Source organism: Neobacillus drentensis, from assembly GCF_021560175.1.
Lineage (GTDB): Bacteria > Bacillota > Bacilli > Bacillales > Cytobacillaceae > Neobacillus > Neobacillus drentensis_A.
Window position 1 is genome coordinate 386573 of sequence record NZ_CP091110.1, and the last position, 25767, is coordinate 412339.

The 25767-nt window shown below is 43.6% G+C and carries 15 protein-coding genes, 13 tRNA genes, 7 rRNA genes and 1 pseudogene; 30 read left to right on the forward strand and 6 right to left on the reverse strand.

The window, feature by feature from the left end:
- Window positions 1-28: 28 nt before the first annotated feature.
- The 5 genes from rrf (L1999_RS01865) (at window position 29) to L1999_RS01885 (ending at window position 6929) form a co-directional block, all read left to right on the forward strand.
- Window positions 29-144: ribosomal RNA gene (gene rrf / locus L1999_RS01865) — 5S ribosomal RNA — on the forward strand.
- Between the two features lie 309 nt (window positions 145-453).
- Window positions 454-2003: ribosomal RNA gene (locus L1999_RS01870) — 16S ribosomal RNA — on the forward strand.
- A gap of 191 nt (window positions 2004-2194) precedes the next feature.
- Window positions 2195-5129: ribosomal RNA gene (locus L1999_RS01875) — 23S ribosomal RNA — on the forward strand.
- A gap of 82 nt (window positions 5130-5211) precedes the next feature.
- Window positions 5212-5327: ribosomal RNA gene (gene rrf / locus L1999_RS01880) — 5S ribosomal RNA — on the forward strand.
- The 16S, 23S and 5S rRNA genes sit together here, the layout of an rRNA operon.
- 126 nt (window positions 5328-5453) lie before the next feature.
- Complete coding sequence (locus L1999_RS01885) at window positions 5454-6929, forward strand: spore germination protein (RefSeq protein ID WP_235741997.1); 1476 nt, start codon at window positions 5454-5456, stop codon at window positions 6927-6929.
- A gap of 63 nt (window positions 6930-6992) precedes the next feature.
- Here the strand turns inward: L1999_RS01885 and L1999_RS01890 are convergent, their stop codons facing one another.
- The 4 genes from L1999_RS01890 to L1999_RS01905 all read right to left on the reverse strand — a co-directional run bounded on the left by L1999_RS01890 (window position 6993) and on the right by L1999_RS01905 (window position 9840).
- Window positions 6993-7265, reverse strand: a complete 273-nt coding sequence (locus L1999_RS01890) for a YqhV family protein (protein WP_176541400.1) — start codon at window positions 7263-7265, stop codon at window positions 6993-6995.
- Window positions 7266-7363: 98 nt separating this feature from the next.
- The gene (locus L1999_RS01895) at window positions 7364-8128 is read right to left on the reverse strand and encodes a sulfite exporter TauE/SafE family protein (protein WP_235741998.1); all 765 of its coding nucleotides are present in this window, start codon (window positions 8126-8128) and stop codon (window positions 7364-7366) included.
- Window positions 8129-8271: 143 nt separating this feature from the next.
- Window positions 8272-8553, reverse strand: coding sequence for a hypothetical protein (locus L1999_RS01900; RefSeq protein WP_235741999.1), 282 nt, complete (start codon window positions 8551-8553; stop codon window positions 8272-8274).
- Window positions 8554-8595: 42 nt separating this feature from the next.
- Window positions 8596-9840: an MFS transporter gene (locus L1999_RS01905; protein ID WP_235742000.1), complete on the reverse strand. Its 1245-nt coding sequence runs from the start codon at window positions 9838-9840 to the stop codon at window positions 8596-8598.
- A gap of 164 nt (window positions 9841-10004) precedes the next feature.
- Between L1999_RS01905 and L1999_RS01910 the strand changes: the two genes are divergently transcribed.
- Genes L1999_RS01910 through cysC form a run of 5 tightly spaced genes read left to right on the forward strand, consistent with a single transcriptional unit; the run spans window position 10005 to window position 13865 of the window.
- Window positions 10005-10754, forward strand: coding sequence for a phosphosulfolactate synthase (locus L1999_RS01910; protein WP_235742001.1), 750 nt, complete (start codon window positions 10005-10007; stop codon window positions 10752-10754).
- A gap of 1 nt (window position 10755) precedes the next feature.
- Window positions 10756-11280 carry a histidine phosphatase family protein gene (locus L1999_RS01915; protein WP_235742002.1) on the forward strand — a complete coding sequence of 175 codons (525 nt, stop codon included), beginning with the start codon at window positions 10756-10758 and terminating at the stop codon, window positions 11278-11280.
- Between the two features lie 27 nt (window positions 11281-11307).
- Complete coding sequence (locus L1999_RS01920) at window positions 11308-12018, forward strand: phosphoadenylyl-sulfate reductase (protein ID WP_275677351.1); 711 nt, start codon at window positions 11308-11310, stop codon at window positions 12016-12018.
- A 54-nt stretch (window positions 12019-12072) separates the two neighbouring features.
- Complete coding sequence (gene sat, locus L1999_RS01925; RefSeq protein WP_235742003.1) at window positions 12073-13236, forward strand: sulfate adenylyltransferase; 1164 nt, start codon at window positions 12073-12075, stop codon at window positions 13234-13236.
- Between the two features lie 29 nt (window positions 13237-13265).
- Window positions 13266-13865 carry an adenylyl-sulfate kinase gene (cysC, locus tag L1999_RS01930; protein ID WP_235742004.1) on the forward strand — a complete coding sequence of 200 codons (600 nt, stop codon included), beginning with the start codon at window positions 13266-13268 and terminating at the stop codon, window positions 13863-13865.
- A gap of 9 nt (window positions 13866-13874) precedes the next feature.
- Here cysC and L1999_RS01935 read toward each other — a convergent pair whose 3' ends face one another.
- A complete protein-coding gene (locus L1999_RS01935) occupies window positions 13875-14492 on the reverse strand; it encodes a YitT family protein (protein WP_275677352.1) in 618 nt (205 codons plus the stop codon).
- A 394-nt stretch (window positions 14493-14886) separates the two neighbouring features.
- Between L1999_RS01935 and L1999_RS01940 the strand changes: the two genes are divergently transcribed.
- From L1999_RS01940 to L1999_RS02025, 18 genes and pseudogenes are all read left to right on the forward strand, one after another.
- A 16S ribosomal RNA gene (locus L1999_RS01940) occupies window positions 14887-16436 on the forward strand.
- A gap of 207 nt (window positions 16437-16643) precedes the next feature.
- Window positions 16644-19578, forward strand: a 23S ribosomal RNA gene (locus L1999_RS01945).
- Between the two features lie 84 nt (window positions 19579-19662).
- Window positions 19663-19778: ribosomal RNA gene (gene rrf / locus L1999_RS01950) — 5S ribosomal RNA — on the forward strand.
- 42 nt (window positions 19779-19820) lie between these two features.
- Window positions 19821-19895 (forward strand) — tRNA-Glu (locus L1999_RS01955).
- Between the two features lie 15 nt (window positions 19896-19910).
- Window positions 19911-19986 (forward strand) — tRNA-Val (locus L1999_RS01960).
- Between the two features lie 154 nt (window positions 19987-20140).
- Window positions 20141-20216 (forward strand) — tRNA-Lys (locus tag L1999_RS01965).
- Window positions 20217-20249: 33 nt separating this feature from the next.
- A tRNA-Leu gene (locus L1999_RS01970) sits at window positions 20250-20334 on the forward strand.
- Window positions 20335-20369: 35 nt separating this feature from the next.
- Window positions 20370-20446, forward strand: a tRNA-Arg gene (locus L1999_RS01975).
- Window positions 20447-20454: 8 nt separating this feature from the next.
- Window positions 20455-20531: transfer RNA gene (locus tag L1999_RS01980), tRNA-Pro, on the forward strand.
- A 28-nt stretch (window positions 20532-20559) separates the two neighbouring features.
- A tRNA-Phe gene (locus tag L1999_RS01985) sits at window positions 20560-20632 on the forward strand.
- Window positions 20633-20659: 27 nt separating this feature from the next.
- Window positions 20660-20744: transfer RNA gene (locus L1999_RS01990), tRNA-Tyr, on the forward strand.
- A gap of 5 nt (window positions 20745-20749) precedes the next feature.
- Window positions 20750-20825, forward strand: a tRNA-His gene (locus L1999_RS01995).
- A gap of 12 nt (window positions 20826-20837) precedes the next feature.
- A tRNA-Gly gene (locus tag L1999_RS02000) sits at window positions 20838-20911 on the forward strand.
- Between the two features lie 4 nt (window positions 20912-20915).
- Window positions 20916-20989, forward strand: a tRNA-Ile gene (locus L1999_RS02005).
- A gap of 40 nt (window positions 20990-21029) precedes the next feature.
- Window positions 21030-21101: transfer RNA gene (locus L1999_RS02010), tRNA-Asn, on the forward strand.
- A gap of 23 nt (window positions 21102-21124) precedes the next feature.
- Window positions 21125-21198: transfer RNA gene (locus tag L1999_RS02015), tRNA-Arg, on the forward strand.
- A 124-nt stretch (window positions 21199-21322) separates the two neighbouring features.
- Window positions 21323-22297: pseudogene (locus tag L1999_RS02020) on the forward strand (tyrosine-type recombinase/integrase).
- A gap of 224 nt (window positions 22298-22521) precedes the next feature.
- Window positions 22522-22779 (forward strand): hypothetical protein, encoded by a 258-nt coding sequence (locus L1999_RS02025; RefSeq protein ID WP_235742005.1) that lies wholly within the window; start codon window positions 22522-22524, stop codon window positions 22777-22779.
- A 208-nt stretch (window positions 22780-22987) separates the two neighbouring features.
- Here L1999_RS02025 and L1999_RS02030 read toward each other — a convergent pair whose 3' ends face one another.
- Window positions 22988-23227, reverse strand: a complete 240-nt coding sequence (locus tag L1999_RS02030; protein ID WP_235742006.1) for a hypothetical protein — start codon at window positions 23225-23227, stop codon at window positions 22988-22990.
- Window positions 23228-23439: 212 nt separating this feature from the next.
- Here L1999_RS02030 and L1999_RS02035 point away from each other — a divergent pair, with 212 nt between their 5' ends.
- Both L1999_RS02035 and L1999_RS02040 read left to right on the forward strand, forming a co-directional pair.
- The gene (locus L1999_RS02035) at window positions 23440-23877 is read left to right on the forward strand and encodes a hypothetical protein (RefSeq protein ID WP_235742007.1); all 438 of its coding nucleotides are present in this window, start codon (window positions 23440-23442) and stop codon (window positions 23875-23877) included.
- 303 nt (window positions 23878-24180) lie between these two features.
- Window positions 24181-25383 carry an IS110 family RNA-guided transposase gene (locus L1999_RS02040; RefSeq protein WP_235742008.1) on the forward strand — a complete coding sequence of 401 codons (1203 nt, stop codon included), beginning with the start codon at window positions 24181-24183 and terminating at the stop codon, window positions 25381-25383.
- The last annotated feature ends 384 nt before the right edge of the window (window positions 25384-25767 follow it).

Below are 25767 nucleotides of genomic sequence, written 5' to 3' on the forward strand. Positions count from 1 at the left end.
AAAGAATGAACTTCTTTCAATTAAATAGTCTGGTAATTAAGGCGAGAAGGTCACACCCGTTCCCATACCGAACACGGAAGTTAAGCTTCTCAGCGCCGATGGTAGTTGGGACTTTGTCCCTGTGAGAGTAGGACGTTGCCAGGCGAAGGACAGGAATTTACCTTTCTGTCTTTTCTTTTCCCTGATTTTTATTGGAAATACTTTCTATTGTAAGTTAACACCGATGGTGTTATGATGATTAAGTTGCTCTTCAAAAACTGAACAAGTCAATTGGAAAAAATTGATGATTGATAGAATGTTAGAAGTGCGATATGATAGTATTCCTGCCGCTTTTGGTGACATTGTTCTTTGAAAACTAAACAAACAAAAACGTCAACAAACAATAAATTATCATGTTTCTTCTATTATATAGGATGAACATGAGCCAACGTAACAAAATGAGCTAAATCAACTTTCATGGAGAGTTTGATCCTGGCTCAGGACGAACGCTGGCGGCGTGCCTAATACATGCAAGTCGAGCGAATCTTTCAGAACTTGTTCTGGAAGATTAGCGGCGGACGGGTGAGTAACACGTGGGCAACCTGCCTGTAAGACTGGGATAACACCGGGAAACCGGTGCTAATACCGGATAATCCTTTTCCTCTCATGAGGAAAAGCTGAAAGTCGGTTTCGGCTGACACTTACAGATGGGCCCGCGGCGCATTAGCTAGTTGGTGAGGTAACGGCTCACCAAGGCGACGATGCGTAGCCGACCTGAGAGGGTGATCGGCCACACTGGGACTGAGACACGGCCCAGACTCCTACGGGAGGCAGCAGTAGGGAATCTTCCACAATGGACGAAAGTCTGATGGAGCAACGCCGCGTGAGCGATGAAGGCCTTCGGGTCGTAAAGCTCTGTTGTTAGGGAAGAACAAGTACCGGAGTAACTGCCGGTACCTTGACGGTACCTAACCAGAAAGCCACGGCTAACTACGTGCCAGCAGCCGCGGTAATACGTAGGTGGCAAGCGTTGTCCGGAATTATTGGGCGTAAAGCGCGCGCAGGCGGTCCTTTAAGTCTGATGTGAAAGCCCACGGCTCAACCGTGGAGGGTCATTGGAAACTGGGGGACTTGAGTGCAGAAGAGGAAAGCGGAATTCCACGTGTAGCGGTGAAATGCGTAGAGATGTGGAGGAACACCAGTGGCGAAGGCGGCTTTCTGGTCTGTAACTGACGCTGAGGCGCGAAAGCGTGGGGAGCAAACAGGATTAGATACCCTGGTAGTCCACGCCGTAAACGATGAGTGCTAAGTGTTAGGGGGTTTCCGCCCCTTAGTGCTGCAGCTAACGCATTAAGCACTCCGCCTGGGGAGTACGGCCGCAAGGCTGAAACTCAAAGGAATTGACGGGGGCCCGCACAAGCGGTGGAGCATGTGGTTTAATTCGAAGCAACGCGAAGAACCTTACCAGGTCTTGACATCCTCTGACACTCCTAGAGATAGGACGTTCCCCTTCGGGGGACAGAGTGACAGGTGGTGCATGGTTGTCGTCAGCTCGTGTCGTGAGATGTTGGGTTAAGTCCCGCAACGAGCGCAACCCTTGTTCTTAGTTGCCAGCATTCAGTTGGGCACTCTAAGGAGACTGCCGGTGACAAACCGGAGGAAGGTGGGGATGACGTCAAATCATCATGCCCCTTATGACCTGGGCTACACACGTGCTACAATGGATGGTACAAAGGGCAGCAAAGCCGCGAGGCCTAGCCAATCCCATAAAACCATTCTCAGTTCGGATTGTAGGCTGCAACTCGCCTACATGAAGCCGGAATCGCTAGTAATCGCGGATCAGCATGCCGCGGTGAATACGTTCCCGGGCCTTGTACACACCGCCCGTCACACCACGAGAGTTTGTAACACCCGAAGTCGGTGGGGTAACCGTAAGGAGCCAGCCGCCTAAGGTGGGACAGATGATTGGGGTGAAGTCGTAACAAGGTAGCCGTATCGGAAGGTGCGGCTGGATCACCTCCTTTCTAAGGATAATGCAGTCCTTATGGACTGATAAGAAGTTGACTGCTTTTTGTTTGTTTAGTTTTGAGAGTGCAATCTCTCAAGAAATTTCGTTCTTTGAAAACTAGATAATCGTATAGAAGAAACCAAGTAAAAACCGAGTGAAATCGCCATTTTAGTTTTTCTCTCTATTAATATAGAGTAAAACCTTTTAGGTTAAGTTAGAAAGGGCGCACGGTGAATGCCTTGGCACTAGGAGCCGATGAAGGACGGGACTAACACCGATATGCTTCGGGGAGCTGTAAGTAAGCTTTGATCCGGAGATTTCCGAATGGGGGAACCCACTGTTCGTAATGGAACAGTATCTTTACCTGAATACATAGGGTATTGATGGCAGACCCGGGGAACTGAAACATCTAAGTACCCGGAGGAAGAGAAAGCAAACGCGATTCCCTAAGTAGCGGCGAGCGAAACGGGATTAGCCCAAACCAAGAGGCTTGCCTCTTGGGGTTGTAGGACACTCAACATGGAGTTACAAAGGAACGGGGTAGATGAAGCGGTCTGGAAAGACCCGTCATAGAAGGTAAAAGCCCTGTAGTTGAAACTTCGTTCCCTCCTGAGTGGATCCTGAGTACGGCCGGACACGTGAAATCCGGTCGGAAGCAGGGAGGACCATCTCCCAAGGCTAAATACTCCCTAGTGACCGATAGTGAACCAGTACCGTGAGGGAAAGGTGAAAAGCACCCCGGAAGGGGAGTGAAATAGTTCCTGAAACCGTGTGCCTACAAGTAGTTAGAGCCCGTTAATGGGTGATAGCGTGCCTTTTGTAGAATGAACCGGCGAGTTACGATTACATGCAAGGTTAAGTTGAAGAGACGGAGCCGCAGCGAAAGCGAGTCTGAATAGGGCGAATGAGTATGTGGTCGTAGACCCGAAACCAGGTGATCTACCCATGTCCAGGGTGAAGTCCAGGTAACACTGGATGGAGGCCCGAACCCACGCACGTTGAAAAGTGCGGGGATGAGGTGTGGGTAGCGGAGAAATTCCAATCGAACTTGGAGATAGCTGGTTCTCTCCGAAATAGCTTTAGGGCTAGCCTCACGTAGTTAGAGTCTTGGAGGTAGAGCACTGTTTGGACTAGGGGCCCTCATCGGGTTACCGAATTCAGACAAACTCCGAATGCCAAAGACTTATCCGTGGGAGTCAGACTGCGAGTGATAAGATCCGTAGTCAAAAGGGAAACAGCCCAGACCACCAGCTAAGGTCCCAAAGTATACGTTAAGTGGAAAAGGATGTGGAGTTGCTTAGACAACCAGGATGTTGGCTTAGAAGCAGCCACCATTTAAAGAGTGCGTAATAGCTCACTGGTCGAGTGACTCTGCGCCGAAAATGTACCGGGGCTAAACGTATCACCGAAGCTGTGGATTGACATCTACGATGTCAGTGGTAGGAGAGCGTTCTAAGGGCGTTGAAGCTAGACCGTAAGGACTGGTGGAGCGCTTAGAAGTGAGAATGCCGGTATGAGTAGCGAAAGATGAGTGAGAATCTCATCCACCGAATGCCTAAGGTTTCCTGAGGAAGGCTCGTCCGCTCAGGGTTAGTCGGGACCTAAGCCGAGGCCGAAAGGCGTAGGCGATGGACAACAGGTTGATATTCCTGTACCACCAAAGAATCGTTTGAGTGATGGGGGGACGCAGGAGGATAGGGTAAGCGCGCTGTTGGATATGCGCGTCTAAGCAGTTAGGCTGAGAAGCAGGAAAATCCGCTTCTCGTGAAGGCTGAGCTGTGACAGCGAGGGAAATTTAGTACCGAAGTTCCTGATTCCACACTGCCAAGAAAAGCCTCTAGCGAGATTCAAGGTGCCCGTACCGCAAACCGACACAGGTAGGCGAGGAGAGAATCCTAAGGTGAGCGAGAGAACTCTCGTTAAGGAACTCGGCAAAATGACCCCGTAACTTCGGGAGAAGGGGTGCTCTTTGGGGTTCATAGCCTCGAAGAGCCGCAGTGAATAGGCCCAGGCGACTGTTTAGCAAAAACACAGGTCTCTGCGAAGCCGCAAGGCGAAGTATAGGGGCTGACGCCTGCCCGGTGCTGGAAGGTTAAGAGGAGGGGTTAGCGCAAGCGAAGCTCTGAATCGAAGCCCCAGTAAACGGCGGCCGTAACTATAACGGTCCTAAGGTAGCGAAATTCCTTGTCGGGTAAGTTCCGACCCGCACGAAAGGCGTAACGATCTGGGCACTGTCTCAACGAGAGACTCGGTGAAATTATAGTACCTGTGAAGATGCAGGTTACCCGCGACAGGACGGAAAGACCCCGTGGAGCTTTACTGTAGCCTGATATTGAATTTTGGTACAGCTTGTACAGGATAGGTAGGAGCCTGAGAAGCCGGAGCGCCAGCTTCGGTGGAGGCGTCGGTGGGATACTACCCTGGCTGTATTGAAATTCTAACCCGCACCCCTGATCGGGGTGGGAGACAGTGTCAGGTGGGCAGTTTGACTGGGGCGGTCGCCTCCTAAAGAGTAACGGAGGCGCCCAAAGGTTCCCTCAGAATGGTTGGAAATCATTCGTAGAGTGTAAAGGCACAAGGGAGCTTGACTGCGAGACCTACAAGTCGAGCAGGGACGAAAGTCGGGCTTAGTGATCCGGTGGTTCCGCATGGAAGGGCCATCGCTCAACGGATAAAAGCTACCCCGGGGATAACAGGCTTATCTCCCCCAAGAGTCCACATCGACGGGGAGGTTTGGCACCTCGATGTCGGCTCATCGCATCCTGGGGCTGTAGTCGGTCCCAAGGGTTGGGCTGTTCGCCCATTAAAGCGGTACGCGAGCTGGGTTCAGAACGTCGTGAGACAGTTCGGTCCCTATCCGTCGTGGGCGCAGGAAATTTGAGAGGAGCTGTCCTTAGTACGAGAGGACCGGGATGGACGCACCGCTGGTGTACCAGTTGTCTTGCCAAAGGCATCGCTGGGTAGCTATGTGCGGACGGGATAAGTGCTGAAAGCATCTAAGCATGAAGCCCCCCTCAAGATGAGATTTCCCATAGCGTCAAGCTAGTAAGATCCCTGAAAGATGATCAGGTTGATAGGTCAGAGGTGGAAGCGTGGTGACATGTGGAGCTGACTGATACTAATCGATCGAGGACTTAACCATATTTTTTAAGCGAACAAACTCGTTTTTACTTCTTCTATATATTATCTAGTTTTGAGAGAATGAACTTCTTTCAAATAAATAGTCTGGTAATTAAGGCGAGAAGGTCACACCCGTTCCCATACCGAACACGGAAGTTAAGCTTCTCAGCGCCGATGGTAGTTGGGACTTTGTCCCTGTGAGAGTAGGACGTTGCCAGGCATTAAAAAGTCAATCCTTTAGGATTGGCTTTTTTTGTCTCTATGAGATACTTATTGAAGTAGTGGGTATATTCCCCTGCAACTTGCCGCAAAATATCATCAATGAATTATTTAGGAGTTGGCATGGTTGGGAAAAAAGGGGATACAAATTCCGGTTAAGGAATCATATGAAGAAAATATTGAATACTTGAAACAAGAGCTTCGTGTAGGGAAAAGCTTTGATATTATCCACCGTAGGATCGATTATGCAGGCCATAAAATGAGCATGTTTCTAGTGGATGGGTTCGCTCAGGCAAATATCTTACTTTTAATCATGAAGGAAATAGAGAAGCGAAAACCAGAGGAATTTAAAGATGATCCTATAAACGAACTTGTTAGAACGTTTATACCACATGTTGAAGTAGTTACTTCGCCAGATTTAGAGGAAGTAATTGCCCAGGTTCTAGCAGGACAGACTGCTTTAGTTGTGGAACAAGGCAGTAAAGTAGTACTGATCGATTCACGGGAATATCCGATCCGTTCACCGCAGGAACCTGATATTGAACGAGTGGTTCGTGGGCCTCGTGATGGATTTGTAGAAACAATTGTATTTAACCTTGCCTTAATTCGCCGGCGTGTCCGAGATCGCTCGTTGGTCATGGAATATGTACAAGTTGGAAATCGTTCCAAGACAGATGTAGCATTAGTATACATAGATAGTATTGTTGATATGGAAAACGTAAAAATGCTGAGAGATAAACTAGAGGATATTTCAATAGATGGGGTATCCATGGGTGAGAAGACAGTAGAAGAATTTGTATTTGGCAGGAACTATAATCCATATCCATTAGTTAGATATACGGAAAGAGCAGATACCAGTGCCGTTCATTTAATGGAGGGGCATGTCCTTATCGTTGTAGATGGTTCACCTAGCGTCATGATTTGTCCAGCTACCTATTGGCACCATTTGCAGCATGCCGAGGAATATCGTCAAAAGCCCTTAGTAGGAGCATTTTTACGATTCGCAAGATTCATTGCCGTTGCTGCCTCTTTATTTCTCTTACCAATATGGTATACCTACGCAACAAATGAGCAGCTCCTGTCAGAACGATGGAAATTTATTGGCGTTAAAGATCATGGAGAAATCGCCCTCATTTGGCAGTTTCTTATTGCTGAGATTGGGATTGAGATTTTGCGAATGGCGGCCATCCATACTCCGAATGCCCTTGCTACCGCTCTTGGTATCGTCTCTGCCATTATTATCGGGGATGTAGCGGTTCAAGTCGGGATATTTACCCATGAGGTAGTATTATACGTTGCGGTTGCTGCTATAGGGACGTTTGCAACACCAAGTTATGAATTAAGCTTAGCGAATCGTATATTTCGTGTTTTCTTTTTGATTATGGTAGCAATCCTACAAGTCCCTGGTTTAATCATAGGAATGACTTTATGGATTCTACTTTTAGTCGTAACAAAAACAATGAATATTCCTTATCTATATCCATTCATCCCATTTAATCCACTAGATTTTAAATTAGTTCTTCTCCGTTCGCCTGTGCCATATAGCAATATGCGAGGAAACATGCTAAACCCACAAGACCGATCACGACAAGACAATGACTAAGCCTATCAGACCTATCGAATCTGATAGGCTTTTTTCCTTTAATAGGCAAGAAAGGGTCCCTAATTAAGATTTTACGCCAATTAAAATAAAGGCAACCCCGAGTAAAATCCAGACGATTTTCATGACTGATATATCACCAACAATGCCTACTAAGCCTATTGTAGTTGTTAAAATTAAGATAATAGGACCGACAAGGGCGAGTGAGGAATTAATCATTAATGCTTTTTCAACTGAATTAAACCTTAGCATTAAAATAGCGGCAAATATCTCGATACTGCCTGATAATAATCGTAAAAAGGCCATCCCCAACACTGCTTTTTCTAAGATAATAAACATAGCTACCTCCCGAAAATCCGTTTCACCATATTATATGTTGATATTTTCTAGAGAAGGACATGTTTTTTTCTAAAATGTTTTCATTCTAAGAGAGAAAATTAAATTAGTTTAAACCCGCTAATTAAAATTATGATGGCCATAATCGTTCTTAATGGTTTTTCGGGGAATTTTGAGGATAAGGTGCTACCTATAATGACACCTGGAATAGATCCGGTTAGAAGATTAAGCATTAAGAAGTAATCAACATTACCAAAACCGGCATGAATAATTCCAGCTGCAGTAACGAGGAAGAAGGCATGGGCTATATCTGTTCCAACAAGTTCTGATGGACTTAACCGATATAGAAAGATCATTGCTAAAGCAAATAATGAGCCAGAGCCAATCGAAGTTAATCCAACAATAAAGCCTAATAACGCTCCTAACCCAATCGTTAATGCACGTTTCTCCTCAAGAGGCCTTATTTGCAGGTGATTCCACTTATTTTTATTTTTCATAAACGTTTTAAACAGGGTAGACAATGCCACCAGTATTAAAACATAACCAAGTGCATGTTTAATCACCGATTCTTGATTGTGAAAATAAGAATCAAAAAAGTGTAGGACACCAACAGCCATAACCGCACTGGGAATACTACCGATCGCTAAATATTTGACGAGTTTAAGGTTGATGGTCTTTTGTCTCCAATGCTGAATGGATCCAAAGAGTTTTGTAATGGAGTTGTAGAAAAGATCCGTCCCCACAGCAATAGATGGATTTATACCTATTAATATCAGAATCGGTGTTAACAAGGCTGCACCACCAACGCCTGTCAACCCGACCATAAAACCAATCACTAATCCCATGAAAATAATTCCAAAGCTCATTAGGCAGCACTCCATAGAAAAAATACTTATAAAACTAAATTATGAAGTAGTTATCCGCCTTGTGACATCACTTCTTGTATCCAAAAAAAACGGTTGACCCAGTTCAATTTTCTGAGCCAACCGTTTATGGAATAATGGAATCCTTATTCTTTTTCTTCTTCATTTAATTTAATCTTTTTGCATCCAACATACACACAAGAAAAGATATCGAGTCCAGGCTTTGCTTTTGCAAGTCCTTTAATATAAGGGGTAAGTAAATCTTTAAAATCAGCTCCCACTTCATCCTCTTCCAAAATGCCATATACATAAAGTTTCTTTTCAGCAAATAAGAAGGCCACATTCCCGACTCCCTTGTTTTTTCCATCAACCACATTTAAAACTTGATATTCCGGGGTAATGACCTCGGGTGAAAAATATATTTGCAATGAAATCTTCTCCTTTTCAATCTATGTTAGGATGGGCAGACTTTACGTAAATTGCAGCTTCTCAAACAGTGAATCATTTTCTTCTGTTGGCTTCTTTTTAGCGACATGGATCAGCATCATGCAAAGGATTCCGCATAATAAGGTTAATCCTGCGGTAGAAAGAAACATTCCCGATCGGGACCATTCCATTAAGGTACTAAAGATTGGCGGGCCTATTGCTACCCCTAAAAAACGAACGGAACCGTATAGTGAGGTAACAAATCCTCTTCTATCGGATGGAACAGAGCCGGTAATAAAGCTATTAATGCATGGCAATACAAGGCCGGTACCGATACTGCTGACAACTAGTACCGCAAAGAACGGTAATAATTTAGTAAAGAATATGAGCGATGCAAAAGAAGCTGTCATTAATAAACAACCAATGACAATTAGTTTCTTCATGAGACTCATTTTTTTACCGATATTACTTCCGGTGATATAGGAAGTAGTGGTCATAAATAAAAGAGGTATTGCTAAGATAGCTCCTTTTAACAAGCCGTCAATATGATGGTCTTTCTCAAGGATGTCTGAGATATAAAACAAGATCCCAAACAAGGTGAATAAACAGGAAGCCCCTGTTAAATAAGCGGCAAACAACCAGCGGCCCTCTGTTTTAAACACAGATACAAGGCCTCTAACATATTTTTTAACAGGAGGAGGCTCTTTTTCGGCCTTTTTTTCTTTAATGAAAAAGATGGTGAATAAAACGGATAGGAAACAAAAGATTGGAAAGGCAAAAAAGGCTGCATACCAAAAGAGTAAAGCTAATAACGACCCAATAATGGGGCTGATTACTTTACCAAACCCATTGGATGCTTCTACTAAACCTAATACCTTACTTTGCTCGGCGCCCTTGAATAAATCGCCAGCTAAGGCCATTGCAATAGGGGCCGTTCCTGCTGCACCAATTCCCTGCATAATCCTTCCGGCTAATATCCATGTATAGGAACTAGAAAACCAAGCAGCCGCTGCTCCAGCTAAAAGCCCGCCCAAGCCGTACAGTATAAGGGCAGGAATGATGACGGCTTTTCGAGAAAATCGGTCGGATAAATAACCTAAGACTGGTATAGAGATTGCAGCAGCAATCGAGAATACGGTGATAATCAAACTAGTTTGAAATTGGGTTACATTCAGTTCTGTTTTCATGCTTGGGAGGATAGGGATCAGCATCGAGTTTCCCAGAACCAAAATGAGCGGGATCGAACCGATTGCTGCTATCGTTAAGCCTTTATGTTTTTGCTTTGGCAAGGATGTACACCCCTAACTATAAAATTAAGCCTTTATATTGTTTGTTCTAGATAAATGTTTATACATGACAAATGCCTAATTACAAGGTGTAATAGCCCATTGTTTACACAATAACCCAGTTTTTGAATAATCTATCCTAGAAAAATAGAGGAGGCGCATTGCCTATGAATTTTTTAACATTGCCGGAAAGGACTTCTGGAAATCGAACGTACGGTTTGACTTCTGTTATTGATTTCGGAACCCCGCTCGGGGAGTTAAAAAATATTTTAGCTGATTATGGCGACATCGTTGATATTGCCAAAATTGGCATTGGATCTGCCTATGTTACCCCCAATTTAAAGGAAAAAGTGAATCTTTATAAGGAACACCAAATTAAATCGTATTGTGGCGGCACCTTATTTGAGAAATGCTATTACCAAAATAAGATTCCGGAATATTTAGCTTACTTGAACAGTGTAGGAATCGAATGGCTTGAAATTTCCAATGGAACCTTGGATATTCCACTACAGGCAAGACTTCAGCTTATTTCACAAATAAAGAATGATTTTCATGTCATTGCCGAAGTCGGTTCAAAGGATTGTAATAATGAAATGCCGATCACTGAGTGGAAAAAGGAAATAGAAGTGCTGCTCGACGCTGGATGTGATTATGTCATAACGGAAGGCCGGGATTCAGGTACATCTGGAATTTATGATAAATGCGGCACTGTTAAATCTAACTTAGTCCAGGAATTACTGAAGGATTTAGATGCGCGTAAAATAATTTTTGAAGCTCCATCCGCAAAGCACCAAATGTATTTTATAAAAGAAATTGGCCCTAATGTCAATTTAGGTAATGTCAAACTACACGATGTACTGGTATTGGAATCACAGCGCCGCGGACTTAGAAGTGAAACCTTTTTTTTGGAGGCATAAGATGTACCTTACCCTAATACGGCACCTTCCAACAGAATGGAATAAAAAAACATGGCTTCAAGGAAGGCGAGACATAGACCTCGCACCTGTTACAGAGGAGTTCACCGAAAAAATAAGGCAAAATCAGGAGTTGTTACAAAAACAGACATTTGACTTAGTATTGGCCAGTACGCTGAAACGAACCCACCAAACCGCTCATCTTTATGGGTATTACCCTGAAACTGAGGGATTATTAGATGAGTTGGATTTTGGTCCATTTGAGGGAGTCCCAAAGAGTAAGCTCATCAATGAGTATGGTGATAAATGGATTGAAAACCCTAAAGAACTGGTTCTAGGTGAGAGTTTAAAGAACCTTGAAGCTCGAATTGCTCTATTTTTAAAAAGATACAAGGACTACCACCATGTATTAGTTTTCGGACACGGATCATGGATACGGGGGCTAGTCTCTTATGTGAACGATGGCGATATTAATAACATGAATAAAATCATTGTTGAAAATAATCAATGCATGACCTTAGAAGTGTAAATGAGTGAATGAATGGAGGGCTAAGGAGTGTCAGAACTGTTAACGTATGAAAATTGGGATGAAGAGAAAATAGCCTCCTTTATGAACAAAAAACCAGATTTCTTAGATGCTTTAAAATGGGCCTATCAGGAATATAAAGATGATATTGTTTATTCCTGCAGCTTTGGCGCCGAAGGGATTGTGCTAATTGATTTAATTTATAAAGTTAACAAACAAGCAAAGATTATTTTTCTTGATACAGGGCTGCATTTCCCCGAAACCTATGAACTAATCGATAAGGTTAAAGAACGTTACCCAACACTCGAAATCACGATGCTAAAGCCAAAGGCCAGCCTAGAGGACCAAGCCAAATGGTATGGGGACGAACTGTGGAAACATAATCCCAATTTATGCTGCCATATGAGAAAAGTAGTTCCCCTAAAAGAAGCCTTAGCCAATGTTTCGGCCTGGATATCGGGTTTAAGAAGAGACCAATCCCTTACAAGGCAAAATACCCAATATATCAATAAGGATGACAAATTTCATAAAGTAAAAATTTGCCCTCTTATTCATTGGTCATGGGAAGATATCATGACCTATATTACGTTAAATAATCTTCCGTATAACCCTTTGCATGACCAAGGGTATCCGAGTATCGGCTGTGCCCCGTGTACCCAGCCTGTTACCGATACGGCAGATCTTCGTGCAGGGCGCTGGGCCGGAAATACAAAAACAGAATGCGGCCTTCACGAGGGATAAAGATAAATCAATAACATGGTGACCGAGTTTTGGGAGGTCTAGGGAGGAAAATGTATGGGTGAGAGTATGCCGCATGGCGGCAAATTAATTAATCGAATCGACGAACATTTTTCAAAAGAAAATATTCGTCACTCTGTCGAACTAAGTAAATTGGAAGCGAGCGATCTTGAATTAATAGCAAACGGGGCGTATAGCCCGCTAGAAGGTTTTATGGAAAAGAAGGATTATGATTCTGTGGTTGAGAAAATGAGACTATCTAACGGACTTCCATGGTCCATCCCGATTACGCTAGCTGTGGAGCCTCAGAAAGCAAAACTACTTAAAATTGGAGAAACCATCAACTTAATCCACAATAATACCATTTATGGAGTAATGACAATAAAGGAAATGTTTAAGCCGGATAAAAAGGTAGAAGCTGATAGAGTATATAGAACCATTGATCCTCACCATCCTGGTGTTAAAAAGCTGTTTGAACGTCAGGATATTTATCTTGCAGGCCCAATAACTCTTATCAAAAGGCTGGAGAAAGCTAAATTTGAAAGCTTTCATTTAGATCCTATACAGACGAGAGAAAAATTTAAGAAGCTAGGGTGGGAAACAGTTGTTGGTTTTCAAACGAGAAATCCTGTTCATCGAGCGCATGAATATATACAAAAATCAGCTTTAGAAATTGTTGATGGGTTATTCTTGAATCCGTTGGTTGGTGAGACAAAAGCTGACGATATTCCAAGTGAGATTAGAATGAAAAGCTATCAAGTATTACTCGAAAACTATTATCCACAAGACCGGGTCTTCTTGTCTGTTTTTCCAGCTGCCATGCGTTATGCTGGACCCAGGGAAGCGATTTTTCATGCCATTGTCCGGAAAAATTATGGATGTACACATTTTATCGTGGGAAGAGATCATGCTGGAGTAGGAAATTATTATGGGACCTATGATGCTCAAAAAATCTTCAGTCACTTTACAGAAGAAGAATTAGGGATAAAGCCACTATTTTTCGAACATAGTTTCTACTGTAAAAAATGTGAAAACATGGCGTCTGCAAAAACATGTCCTCATGACCGGGGGTACCATGTGATTTTATCGGGGACAGCGGTTCGAGGGATGCTGAGTAATGGCGTTCATCCTCCAAAGGAATTCAGCCGGCCAGAGGTAGTGGAGACGCTTATTCAAGGCATGAAAGAGACAAATATAAATGAAAACTCAAGAATTGGCTAGCTGCCAAAACAACTAAAGGGTGTAGGAGAATGAATAAGAGAGGTAATATCACCTGGCATCACACAACCATTTCAAAAAAAGATCGTCATCTTTTAAATGGACATAAAAGCTGTGTTCTTTGGTTTACTGGTTTGTCCGGATCAGGAAAGTCTACACTAGCAAATGCAGTGGATCAGATGTTGTTTCAAGAAAGCTATCGAAGCTTTGTATTGGATGGGGACAATATCCGTCATGGCTTAAATCGTGATTTAAGCTTTCTTCCAGAGGACAGAAAAGAGAATATCCGCAGAATTGGGGAAGTAGCAAAGCTGTTTGTGGACAGTGGGCAAATAGTATGTACTGCTTTTATTTCCCCCTTCCTAGAAGACAGAGAACTTGTCCGCAATCTGTTTGAACCAGGTGAGTTTATTGAAATCTATTTAAGTTGTCCGATCGTTGTTTGTGAAGACCGCGACCCAAAGGGACTATATGAAAAGGCACGAAAAGGTGAAATCGCTGAATTTACAGGAATCTCCTCTCCTTATGAAGCACCAATTAAGCCAGAAATTATCATCGATTCTGCTAAAATGTCGATTGAACAATCTGTAGACAAAGTAATGGGGTATTTAAAAGATAAGAAGATCCTATAGAGGGTCTTCTTATCTTTTACGCCAATTTGCAGTTAGGAAGCTAATCTTATGAATTTTTAGTTCATATATATAATCAATGATATTGGTTGAAAAAAATTGGCAGATAATCGCGAAAATCACAATTTTATAATCGATAACCAAGGCAGTTAATAAGAAAATAAAAAGGTTGATGCCCATCATCACTTTCCCAGGGCTCCAATTCTTGTAAGTAGCAATCATTAAAGCAGGAATGACCATACCACCGCTGGATCCGCCCGCTCGAATGAGGATTCCTACACCAATTCCAAAAAAAACACTTCCGGCTAGCATGTCCAATAATAGATGGACATGGATATGCGGGACATACAGTGTTAAATAATTTACAGTCGAGGAGGTAGTGGCTACTGAAATGATGGTTTTAAATGTCCAAGTAAAACCAAAATAACGAATCGCAAAAAATAAAAAGACGATATTTGCAATCCATAAGGAAAAGCCTAATGAGAGGTGAAACCAGTGATTCATTAAAATGGCAATTCCAGCTGCCCCGCCAGAAGGAATAGAGTGAGGAAATAAAAACAAGGACATTGACATTCCTTGCATACTGGCCCCAATTATTAAGCAGCAATACGTTAACAATGTTTTTCTCATACTCGTATAAATACTAGCGCCAATTGTTTATCAGTCTTTGTCAAGCTCATAACCCCCTAGGACAATCCTTACTTGTCCATTTTATGTGAGGGTTTTCCGGATTATGAGGGATCCTTTACAGAAAATAAAACAAATGAAAAAGTATAACTGGATAATTTTACATGTGGATGTTTGCGAATAGAAATGATATATTAATAAAGCTCCTTCGAGAAAAGGTAATTGTCAAAAAGAATTAAGAAATTTTGTTGACATACTTTTGGGGGATGTGGTATTATAATTCTTGTCGCTTCTGATGACATTGTTCTTTGAAAACTAAACAAACAAAAACGTCAACAAACAATAATATTCATTTCTTACGAAATGAAGCCAACGTAACAAAATGAGCTAATCAACTTTCATGGAGAGTTTGATCCTGGCTCAGGACGAACGCTGGCGGCGTGCCTAATACATGCAAGTCGAGCGAATCAATAGGAGCTTGCTCCTGTTGATTAGCGGCGGACGGGTGAGTAACACGTGGGCAACCTGCCTGTAAGACTGGGATAACACCGGGAAACCGGTGCTAATACCGGATAATCCTTTTCCTCTCATGAGGAAAAGCTGAAAGTTGGTTTCGGCTGACACTTACAGATGGGCCCGCGGCGCATTAGCTAGTTGGTGAGGTAACGGCTCACCAAGGCGACGATGCGTAGCCGACCTGAGAGGGTGATCGGCCACACTGGGACTGAGACACGGCCCAGACTCCTACGGGAGGCAGCAGTAGGGAATCTTCCACAATGGACGAAAGTCTGATGGAGCAACGCCGCGTGAGCGATGAAGGCCTTCGGGTCGTAAAGCTCTGTTGTTAGGGAAGAACAAGTACCGGAGTAACTGCCGGTACCTTGACGGTACCTAACCAGAAAGCCACGGCTAACTACGTGCCAGCAGCCGCGGTAATACGTAGGTGGCAAGCGTTGTCCGGAATTATTGGGCGTAAAGCGCGCGCAGGCGGTCCTTTAAGTCTGATGTGAAAGCCCACGGCTCAACCGTGGAGGGTCATTGGAAACTGGGGGACTTGAGTGCAGAAGAGGAAAGCGGAATTCCACGTGTAGCGGTGAAATGCGTAGAGATGTGGAGGAACACCAGTGGCGAAGGCGGCTTTCTGGTCTGTAACTGACGCTGAGGCGCGAAAGCGTGGGGAGCAAACAGGATTAGATACCCTGGTAGTCCACGCCGTAAACGATGAGTGCTAAGTGTTAGGGGGTTTCCGCCCCTTAGTGCTGCAGCTAACGCATTAAGCACTCCGCCTGGGGAGTACGGCCGCAAGGCTGAAACTCAAAGGAATTGACGGGGGCCCGCACAAGCGGTGGAGCATGTGGTTTAATTCGAAGCAACGCGAAGAACCTTACCAGGTCTTGACATCCTCTGACACTCCTAGAGATAGGACGTTCCCCTTCGGGGGACAGAGTGACAGGTGGTGCATGGTTGTCGTCAGCTCGTGTCGTGAGATGTTGGGTTAAGTCCCGCAACGAGCGCAACCCTTGTTCTTAGTTGCCAGCATTCAGTTGGGCACTCTAAGGAGACTGCCGGTGACAAACCGGAGGAAGGTGGGGATGACGTCAAATCATCATGCCCCTTATGACCTGGGCTACACACGTGCTACAATGGATGGTACAAAGGGCAGCAAAGCCGCGAGGCCTAGCCAATCCCATAAAACCATTCTCAGTTCGGATTGTAGGCTGCAACTCGCCTACATGAAGCCGGAATCGCTAGTAATCGCGGATCAGCATGCCGCGGTGAATACGTTCCCGGGCCTTGTACACACCGCCCGTCACACCACGAGAGTTTGTAACACCCGAAGTCGGTGGGGTAACCGTAAGGAGCCAGCCGCCTAAGGTGGGACAGATGATTGGGGTGAAGTCGTAACAAGGTAGCCGTATCGGAAGGTGCGGCTGGATCACCTCCTTTCTAAGGATATAAGCTGGACATATGAGCCAGACAAAAAACGTTTGTTTGATGGTTTTCTGTTTGTTTAGTTTTGAGAGTGCAATTCTCTCAAAGCTTTTTTTAATCGTTCTTTGAAAACTAGATAATCGTATAGAAGAAACCAAGTAAAAACCGAGTAAAATCGCCATTTTAGTTTTTCTCTCTATTAATATAGAGTAAAACCTTTTAGGTTAAGTTAGAAAGGGCGCACGGTGAATGCCTTGGCACTAGGAGCCGATGAAGGACGGGACTAACACCGATATGCTTCGGGGAGCTGTAAGTAAGCTTTGATCCGGAGATTTCCGAATGGGGGAACCCACTGCTCGTAATGGAGCAGTATCTTTACCTGAATACATAGGGTATTGATGGCAGACCCGGGGAACTGAAACATCTAAGTACCCGGAGGAAGAGAAAGCAAACGCGATTCCCTAAGTAGCGGCGAGCGAAACGGGATTAGCCCAAACCAAGAGGCTTGCCTCTTGGGGTTGTAGGACACTCAACATGGAGTTACAAAGGAACGGGGTAGATGAAGCGGTCTGGAAAGACCCGTCATAGAAGGTAAAAACCCTGTAGTTGAAACTTCGTTCCCTCCTGAGTGGATCCTGAGTACGGCCGGACACGTGAAATCCGGTCGGAAGCAGGGAGGACCATCTCCCAAGGCTAAATACTCCCTAGTGACCGATAGTGAACCAGTACCGTGAGGGAAAGGTGAAAAGCACCCCGGAAGGGGAGTGAAATAGTTCCTGAAACCGTGTGCCTACAAGTAGTTAGAGCCCGTTAATGGGTGATAGCGTGCCTTTTGTAGAATGAACCGGCGAGTTACGATTACATGCAAGGTTAAGTTGAAGAGACGGAGCCGCAGCGAAAGCGAGTCTGAATAGGGCGAATGAGTATGTGGTCGTAGACCCGAAACCAGGTGATCTACCCATGTCCAGGGTGAAGTCCAGGTAACACTGGATGGAGGCCCGAACCCACGCACGTTGAAAAGTGCGGGGATGAGGTGTGGGTAGCGGAGAAATTCCAATCGAACTTGGAGATAGCTGGTTCTCTCCGAAATAGCTTTAGGGCTAGCCTCACGTAGTTAGAGTCTTGGAGGTAGAGCACTGTTTGGACTAGGGGCCCTCATCGGGTTACCGAATTCAGACAAACTCCGAATGCCAAAGACTTATCCGTGGGAGTCAGACTGCGAGTGATAAGATCCGTAGTCAAAAGGGAAACAGCCCAGACCACCAGCTAAGGTCCCAAAGTATACGTTAAGTGGAAAAGGATGTGGAGTTGCTTAGACAACCAGGATGTTGGCTTAGAAGCAGCCACCATTTAAAGAGTGCGTAATAGCTCACTGGTCGAGTGACTCTGCGCCGAAAATGTACCGGGGCTAAACGTATCACCGAAGCTGTGGATTGACATCTACGATGTCAGTGGTAGGAGAGCGTTCTAAGGGCGTTGAAGCTAGACCGTAAGGACTGGTGGAGCGCTTAGAAGTGAGAATGCCGGTATGAGTAGCGAAAGATGAGTGAGAATCTCATCCACCGAATGCCTAAGGTTTCCTGAGGAAGGCTCGTCCGCTCAGGGTTAGTCGGGACCTAAGCCGAGGCCGAAAGGCGTAGGCGATGGACAACAGGTTGATATTCCTGTACCACCAAAGAATCGTTTGAGTGATGGGGGGACGCAGGAGGATAGGGTAAGCGCGCTGTTGGATATGCGCGTCTAAGCAGTTAGGCTGAGAAGCAGGAAAATCCGCTTCTCGTGAAGGCTGAGCTGTGACAGCGAGGGAAATATAGTACCGAAGTTCCTGATTCCACACTGCCAAGAAAAGCCTCTAGCGAGATTCAAGGTGCCCGTACCGCAAACCGACACAGGTAGGCGAGGAGAGAATCCTAAGGTGAGCGAGAGAACTCTCGTTAAGGAACTCGGCAAAATGACCCCGTAACTTCGGGAGAAGGGGTGCTCTTTGGGGTTCATAGCCTCGAAGAGCCGCAGTGAATAGGCCCAGGCGACTGTTTAGCAAAAACACAGGTCTCTGCGAAGCCGCAAGGCGAAGTATAGGGGCTGACGCCTGCCCGGTGCTGGAAGGTTAAGAGGAGGGGTTAGCGCAAGCGAAGCTCTGAATCGAAGCCCCAGTAAACGGCGGCCGTAACTATAACGGTCCTAAGGTAGCGAAATTCCTTGTCGGGTAAGTTCCGACCCGCACGAAAGGCGTAACGATCTGGGCACTGTCTCAACGAGAGACTCGGTGAAATTATAGTACCTGTGAAGATGCAGGTTACCCGCGACAGGACGGAAAGACCCCGTGGAGCTTTACTGTAGCCTGATATTGAATTTTGGTACAGCTTGTACAGGATAGGTAGGAGCCTGAGAAGCCGGAGCGCCAGCTTCGGTGGAGGCGTCGGTGGGATACTACCCTGGCTGTATTGAAATTCTAACCCGCACCCCTGATCGGGGTGGGAGACAGTGTCAGGTGGGCAGTTTGACTGGGGCGGTCGCCTCCTAAAGAGTAACGGAGGCGCCCAAAGGTTCCCTCAGAATGGTTGGAAATCATTCGTAGAGTGTAAAGGCACAAGGGAGCTTGACTGCGAGACCTACAAGTCGAGCAGGGACGAAAGTCGGGCTTAGTGATCCGGTGGTTCCGCATGGAAGGGCCATCGCTCAACGGATAAAAGCTACCCCGGGGATAACAGGCTTATCTCCCCCAAGAGTCCACATCGACGGGGAGGTTTGGCACCTCGATGTCGGCTCATCGCATCCTGGGGCTGTAGTCGGTCCCAAGGGTTGGGCTGTTCGCCCATTAAAGCGGTACGCGAGCTGGGTTCAGAACGTCGTGAGACAGTTCGGTCCCTATCCGTCGTGGGCGCAGGAAATTTGAGAGGAGCTGTCCTTAGTACGAGAGGACCGGGATGGACGCACCGCTGGTGTACCAGTTGTCTTGCCAAAGGCATCGCTGGGTAGCTATGTGCGGACGGGATAAGTGCTGAAAGCATCTAAGCATGAAGCCCCCCTCAAGATGAGATTTCCCATAGCGTCAAGCTAGTAAGATCCCTGAAAGATGATCAGGTTGATAGGTCAGAGGTGGAAGCGTGGCGACATGTGGAGCTGACTGATACTAATCGATCGAGGACTTAACCATAGTTTTAAAGCGATGTAATTGGTTTTTACAAAATTTCTTCTACATTATCTAGTTTTGAGAGAATGAACTTCTTTCAATTAATAGTCTGGTAATTAAGGCGAGAAGGTCACACCCGTTCCCATACCGAACACGGAAGTTAAGCTTCTCAGCGCCGATGGTAGTTGGGACTTTGTCCCTGTGAGAGTAGGACGTTGCCAGGCTAGGCCCCTTTTGGGGCTATTATTTTGTCAATTTTAGTATTTGGCCCCTTGGTCAAGCGGTTAAGACACCTCCCTTTCACGGAGGTAACACGGGTTCGAGTCCCGTAGGGGTCACCATAGTTTTTTAAATTTGGAGGATTAGCTCAGCTGGGAGAGCATCTGCCTTACAAGCAGAGGGTCGGCGGTTCGATCCCGTCATCCTCCACCATGATATTTTTTACTCTATGCCGGGGTAAATCAATTGGTAGAGCAGATTGCAGACTTCTGTGAATCAGCTTCTGTGGGGAATCTGCGAGAAAGAACGAGAGTTCTTTTGAGCATCTGACCAACCACAAATTAGTTGTAGGAAATCATTTTTGTACGAGCCATTAGCTCAGTTGGTAGAGCATCTGACTTTTAATCAGAGGGTCGAAGGTTCGAGTCCTTCATGGCTCACCATAGTTTTACGCAAGCAACATAGCTTTCAATATTGCGGGTGTGGCGGAATTGGCAGACGCACCAGACTTAGGATCTGGCGCCGCAAGGCGTGGGGGTTCGACTCCCTTCACCCGCACCAAAGTTTTTACAATAACAAAATAACTTTATAATAATGCGCCCGTAGCTCAATTGGATAGAGCGTCTGACTACGGATCAGAAGGTTATGGGTTCGACTCCTTTCGGGCGCGCCATTATTTATCGGGAAGTAGCTCAGCTTGGTAGAGCACTTGGTTTGGGACCAAGGGGTCGCAGGTTCGAATCCTGTCTTCCCGACCATATTTATTGTTAGTAATTATATTATTATGGCTCAGTAGCTCAGTCGGTAGAGCAAAGGACTGAAAATCCTTGTGTCGGCGGTTCGATTCCGTCCTGAGCCACCTTTAAGTACAAGATTGATTTTTTATGGAGGGGTAGCGAAGTGGCTAAACGCGGCGGACTGTAAATCCGCTCCCTCAGGGTTCGGCGGTTCGAATCCGTCCCCCTCCACCATAATGGCGGTTGTGGCGAAGTGGTTAACGCATCGGATTGTGGTTCCGACATTCGTGGGTTCGATTCCCATCAGCCGCCCCATATAAATATATTGCGGGTGTAGTTTACTGGTAAAACCTCAGCCTTCCAAGCTGATGTAGTGGGTTCGATTCCCATCACCCGCTCCAATATGGGCCTATAGCTCAGCTGGTTAGAGCGCACGCCTGATAAGCGTGAGGTCGATGGTTCGAGTCCATTTAGGCCCACCTTAGTTTTTCATAAAAAGCAAAAATGACATACTATTATTCCGCAGTAGCTCAGTGGTAGAGCTATCGGCTGTTAACCGATCGGTCGTAGGTTCGAGTCCTACCTGCGGAGCCTTCTTCTCTAATACATATCATGCGCCTTTAGCTCAGCTGGATAGAGCATACGCCTTCTAAGCGTACGGTCAGAGGTTCGAATCCTCTAAGGCGCATCACGTAAAAGGGCGCTAAAGCCCGTCAAATCAGCCTTCTAGAACGCCAAATGAAACGGTCAGTGCATCGGTCAAAAGCCGAAATACACACGATATTTCATTAACGTTTTAGGAGGTTTTTTACATGGCGAAAAAGAAAAGTGTTTTTACTATTACGGAAGACTTGAGCAATCTTTTTATTGAGCGTTCTGCACAGAGCAAATCTAATTCTGAACGACTAACCATTGATAATGCACTAATGACTATTACTCGCCAAATGGAGGTCAGTGGTAACCGACCACGAACAATAAGCGACTACTCTATTCATGTAAATCATTTTAAGGACACGACCGGACTTGCTTATTTAAGTGACATTACTGCGGAATGAATTTACGATTGGCTGTCACTTATGGATGTTAGCAATCAAACGAAACTAATACGTCTAAAGTGTTTAAAGGCATTCTTGTCCCGTTGTTTTTATAATGGCTGGCTGGAGAGGCAGTTTTGGAAAACCATAACTATCCGGGTTGATAATAATGTCAAGGAAGGCGCCGCAGAGCGTGATATTCGAACGTTATTGTCGTTGCTAGATTTAGGTGATTTCGTCCAATTACGAGACGCTACAGCTACTTTATTGATGTTTAAAACGGGGATACGGATAAACACAATCGTTCACCTGGAGAATAAGCATATAAATTTCAAAGAAAAATTACTGAGACTTGATGGTGCTATTATGAAAAATCACGATCAGTTACTTTTACCATTTGATGATACGCTGCACTGTTTATTAAGCGTGCTAGTGAACCAGAACGATGCTATAAGAAGTGTGTACGGAGTTCAAAATAAATACGTGTTCATTACGAAGCAAGGCGGAGTCATATCTAATAGTCCTACGCATAATAATATTCAAAAGCGATTAAACAAGTATTCAAAAGAGTTTGGATTGCGTAATATTAATCCGCATGCACTTAGACGTGGTTTTGCCAAGTCTCTTTTAAATAAAGGAGCAAACATTGCTGAAATATCAAAAGCTCTAGGGCATAGTAATCTCGCAGTAACAACGCAGTACTTACACTTAGATAAAGAAGAAGTTGCGGAGAATCTACGTAAATACTTATAGTATTAAGATGACGTCACCTTAACGGGTGACGTTTTTTCTTCTTAAGCTAACTGGCAGGTTACTTGAAGAAAAATCCTTCCACCAAAAAGGATATTCTACATTAGTTATAGAAAATTAACAGTTAGTCCTTTAAATATTACGGAGGTAATATAAACAAAAGAAAAGTTTCTGAAGAAGAACAAGCAATTCTTATTAAAAAGCTTGAACAAAAGTGGGATATAGAGATGGGAAAACATTATTGGTATCCACTATACAAATGTAAGCGTGAAGATGTAGTCGCTTTTAATGAGTTAGATTTTGAAGATAAGAAGGATGAAATGAAAGTACAAATTATTATAGACAGTATTTTAGAGCTAGGAGATTTGAAAGTTTTTGATATGAACGAATTTGAAAAATCTATTTATGAAATTATACCGTATCTCTTGAACCCTTTTACTCAGCGGACGGAAACGGGGAGAAAATTTGGTTTAGCGAGAAGATGAATTGGGTAATTTACGCTTCTCACGAAGGTTCTATTACTTTTGGCGGTAAATCATTCATAAAAAAAATTAAAGAGAAGTGGGAGAACTGGCAGTCTGATGTGTATTAATACCAAGCAACTGCCTTCTTTACATAACGCTGTTTTCGTATAGAGTGTTGTTATATTACTCTACTGTGAAGATGTTGAGAAGTGCATAAAAAAACTTGGCATTATACCAAGTTAGAGTTGCCTTTATGTTTACTTTTCAGTATTAGTTTTGTAATAAATCCAACGATAAAACCAACGATAACAGGAATAGCCGAACCTTCTGCTTCAAATATTACCTCTTCGGATGGATTTTCTTTATTCCAACTTAGAAATGAAATTTCAAATACGTTTCCGATTGTATATAAGATTCCTATTGATAATAATGCTGCTAACAGAGGGAACCAAAATAACTTCTTTTTCACGGATAGCACCTCCTTCATTCATTTTAATATTAAAAGGTAAAAAATGTCAATTTATTTATAACTATATAGCAACAATCTCTGTAAAAAACAGCCTTACATAATAAGTTTGTGAAGCGATGTACTTAAACAAACGGGTGCTTGAGTACAAGAAATTATGGCTGTTACAGCAGCCTTTTTCTTATTGCACATACAAGGATTTAGGGGGGATTAATTTGGATGATTTTAAACAAGCAATAAAAAAAGGTGAATTTGTTAAAGCAAAGCAGCTTTCTATGACTATGGATTTGGAAGCTTTAACTGAAACACTTTTCCTTATAGCATGGGATGATGAACCAATTACTCCCTATGGATTTGCGAACTACTTATTAATTGATAAGGAAACCTCTGAGTTACATTACTTAGCGTCATTTCTACTTAGTATGGGATTGAATCATTTAGATGGTGTATATCAAACATCATTTTTCCACGCAAAAAGAGCAGTAGAATTAGCTCCAGAAGATATTAGTTATAAAGAGTATTTATTACTTTTTTTTGAATTACCTGAGCCTTTACTTAGTAAAGATGAAGCTACAAAAATAGCTAAGGAAATTTTAAAAGTGGACCCAGAAAACAAGGCTGTATTGTTGGTGTTAAATGGGGACACTCATTAAAATTCTTGTTCAATAATCAGTATGTGAAACATTATACTTAAGCTAACGGGTGCTTTCGTATTATAAGGTTAACCAGTTTTTACTGGTTGACCTTTTTTTAATAGAATCTATTATATCAGTAGCCAGGGTAGGACGTACGGGTGCGTGGGACAATGATTCCGTCAACTAAACTGTCTGCCCCTTACTTGTAGAAACATGTTTGAGGCTGGTTGGGACGTAGATCTCGTATAACAAGCGAAGCTATGATACTTCAAGATGGAATAGGGGTAACTGGTAAGTAATTTGAGAGAGGAAGAGATAAAAATGAATCCAGTAGTTGGTCTGGATGTTTCGAGTGGGGAAAGTGAAATTCAAGCCTTTTTAGATAAGGGAAAGCCGTATGGAAAAAGTTTTAAGGTATTGCACACCAATGAATCGTTAGAAGTATTATTTCACTTTTTGAAAAAGATAGAGAATGGGTCTGGTCTAAAACCGACTGTCATATTAGAAGCAACAGGGCATTACCACACGCCAGTCATTCAGTTCTTAGAGGAACATAATTATTTGTATATAATGGTTAATCCGCTACTGTCATATCAAGCAAAGAAATCAAGTTTACGAAAGGTTAAAACCGATGCAGTTGATGCCTATTGCTTATGCGAACTTTTTTACAAAGAAGAATTGGAGCCTTATAAAAAGCGTGGGACTCAGCTGTTAAACCTTCGTAACCTTACAAGACAACACGAAACTCTAACAGGACTTTATGTACAAGCTAAGTTGCAGTTCAATTCGATATTAGAACAAGTATTCCCAGAGTATAAAGGCGTTTTCGGAGATATGTATTCGAAGGTTTCATTAAATACACTATTGGAATATTCCACATCTGAATCTGTTTTAAGGGTCGGAGAATCTAAATTAGCAGATAAGATTGCGAGTTTATGTACAAGTCGATCGGAGCGTTGGGCAAGCGAAAGAGCAAAGAAATTGATGGATGCAGCTCAGCGTAACCCATTTAAGAGCACACTATATCATAGCCATTTGATTAGTTTAGAAATGTATATTCAAATGCTTCTCCAATACCAAGAGCATCTAGCCAAGTTGGATGAGCGAATAGATGCTTTGGCAGGAGAAATAGAAGAATATAAGATTATCCAGTCGATCCCTGGTATCGGAGAAAAAATCGCGGCAACGATTATTTCCGAAATAGGTGAGATTGAAAGGTTTAATCATCCTAAAAAACTGGTTGCCTTCTCTGGAATTGATCCGAGTGTCCATTCGTCAGGTAAATTTACAGCGACGATAAATCGGATTACCAAGAGAGGTTCAAGCAGATTGCGTCATGCCTTATATATGGCTGTTCTGTGTGGGATTAGAGGCTCCCGAAATAAGAAATTAAAAGCGTTTTATGATAAAAAGAGAGAAGAAGGAAAACCCTTTAAAGTAGCTATGATTGCTTGTACAAATAAACTAGTTCATTGGATTTTTGCATTACTAAAAAGCAAAGAAACTTTCCTTGATTTGGCTTAAAAGATACAATTAAGCAAGTAATGAAAAACCTTCCAAATGTAATAAGGAAGTTATTTGGCATGAGCATTTTTAGTATAGCATTTATTTTTTTGTTTTTTAATGAAAAATATTGACATCCTATTAGCTGGTTTTGTTTAGGATGATGATCGCTGCGGTGGTCATTTTTTTGTTGAACTAACTGGGCAGGATAGTTGTAGAAGAAATTTAGGAAAAATTCTATATCGTCTCTATTAACACAGGGTTTTATAGAACTTCTATTAAAACTCATTTTTACGTAAGTGGAAACTGATCTAAATGGTTATTAAACACTAATCAGGTATCATTTTAGTTTTTAATATCCCTTGACAGGAATATTCCTCGTCAGGCATAATCAATTCAACAGGA

Excerpts from the sequence above, each read along its gene's own strand:
- L1999_RS01890 (WP_176541400.1), bottom strand. The coding sequence starts at position 7,265 with ATGTTTATTATCTTAGAAAAAGCAGTGTTGGGGATGGCCTTTTTACGA.
- L1999_RS01895 (WP_235741998.1), bottom strand. The coding sequence starts at position 8,128 with ATGAGCTTTGGAATTATTTTCATGGGATTAGTGATTGGTTTTATGGTC.
- L1999_RS01910 (WP_235742001.1), top strand. The coding sequence starts at position 10,005 with ATGAATTTTTTAACATTGCCGGAAAGGACTTCTGGAAATCGAACGTAC.
- L1999_RS01915 (WP_235742002.1), top strand. The coding sequence starts at position 10,756 with ATGTACCTTACCCTAATACGGCACCTTCCAACAGAATGGAATAAAAAA.
- sat (WP_235742003.1), top strand. The coding sequence starts at position 12,073 with ATGGGTGAGAGTATGCCGCATGGCGGCAAATTAATTAATCGAATCGAC.
- cysC (WP_235742004.1), top strand. The coding sequence starts at position 13,266 with ATGAATAAGAGAGGTAATATCACCTGGCATCACACAACCATTTCAAAA.
- L1999_RS01935 (WP_275677352.1), bottom strand. The coding sequence starts at position 14,492 with ATGAGAAAAACATTGTTAACGTATTGCTGCTTAATAATTGGGGCCAGT.
- L1999_RS02025 (WP_235742005.1), top strand. The coding sequence starts at position 22,522 with ATGGGAAAACATTATTGGTATCCACTATACAAATGTAAGCGTGAAGAT.
- L1999_RS02040 (WP_235742008.1), top strand. The coding sequence starts at position 24,181 with ATGAATCCAGTAGTTGGTCTGGATGTTTCGAGTGGGGAAAGTGAAATT.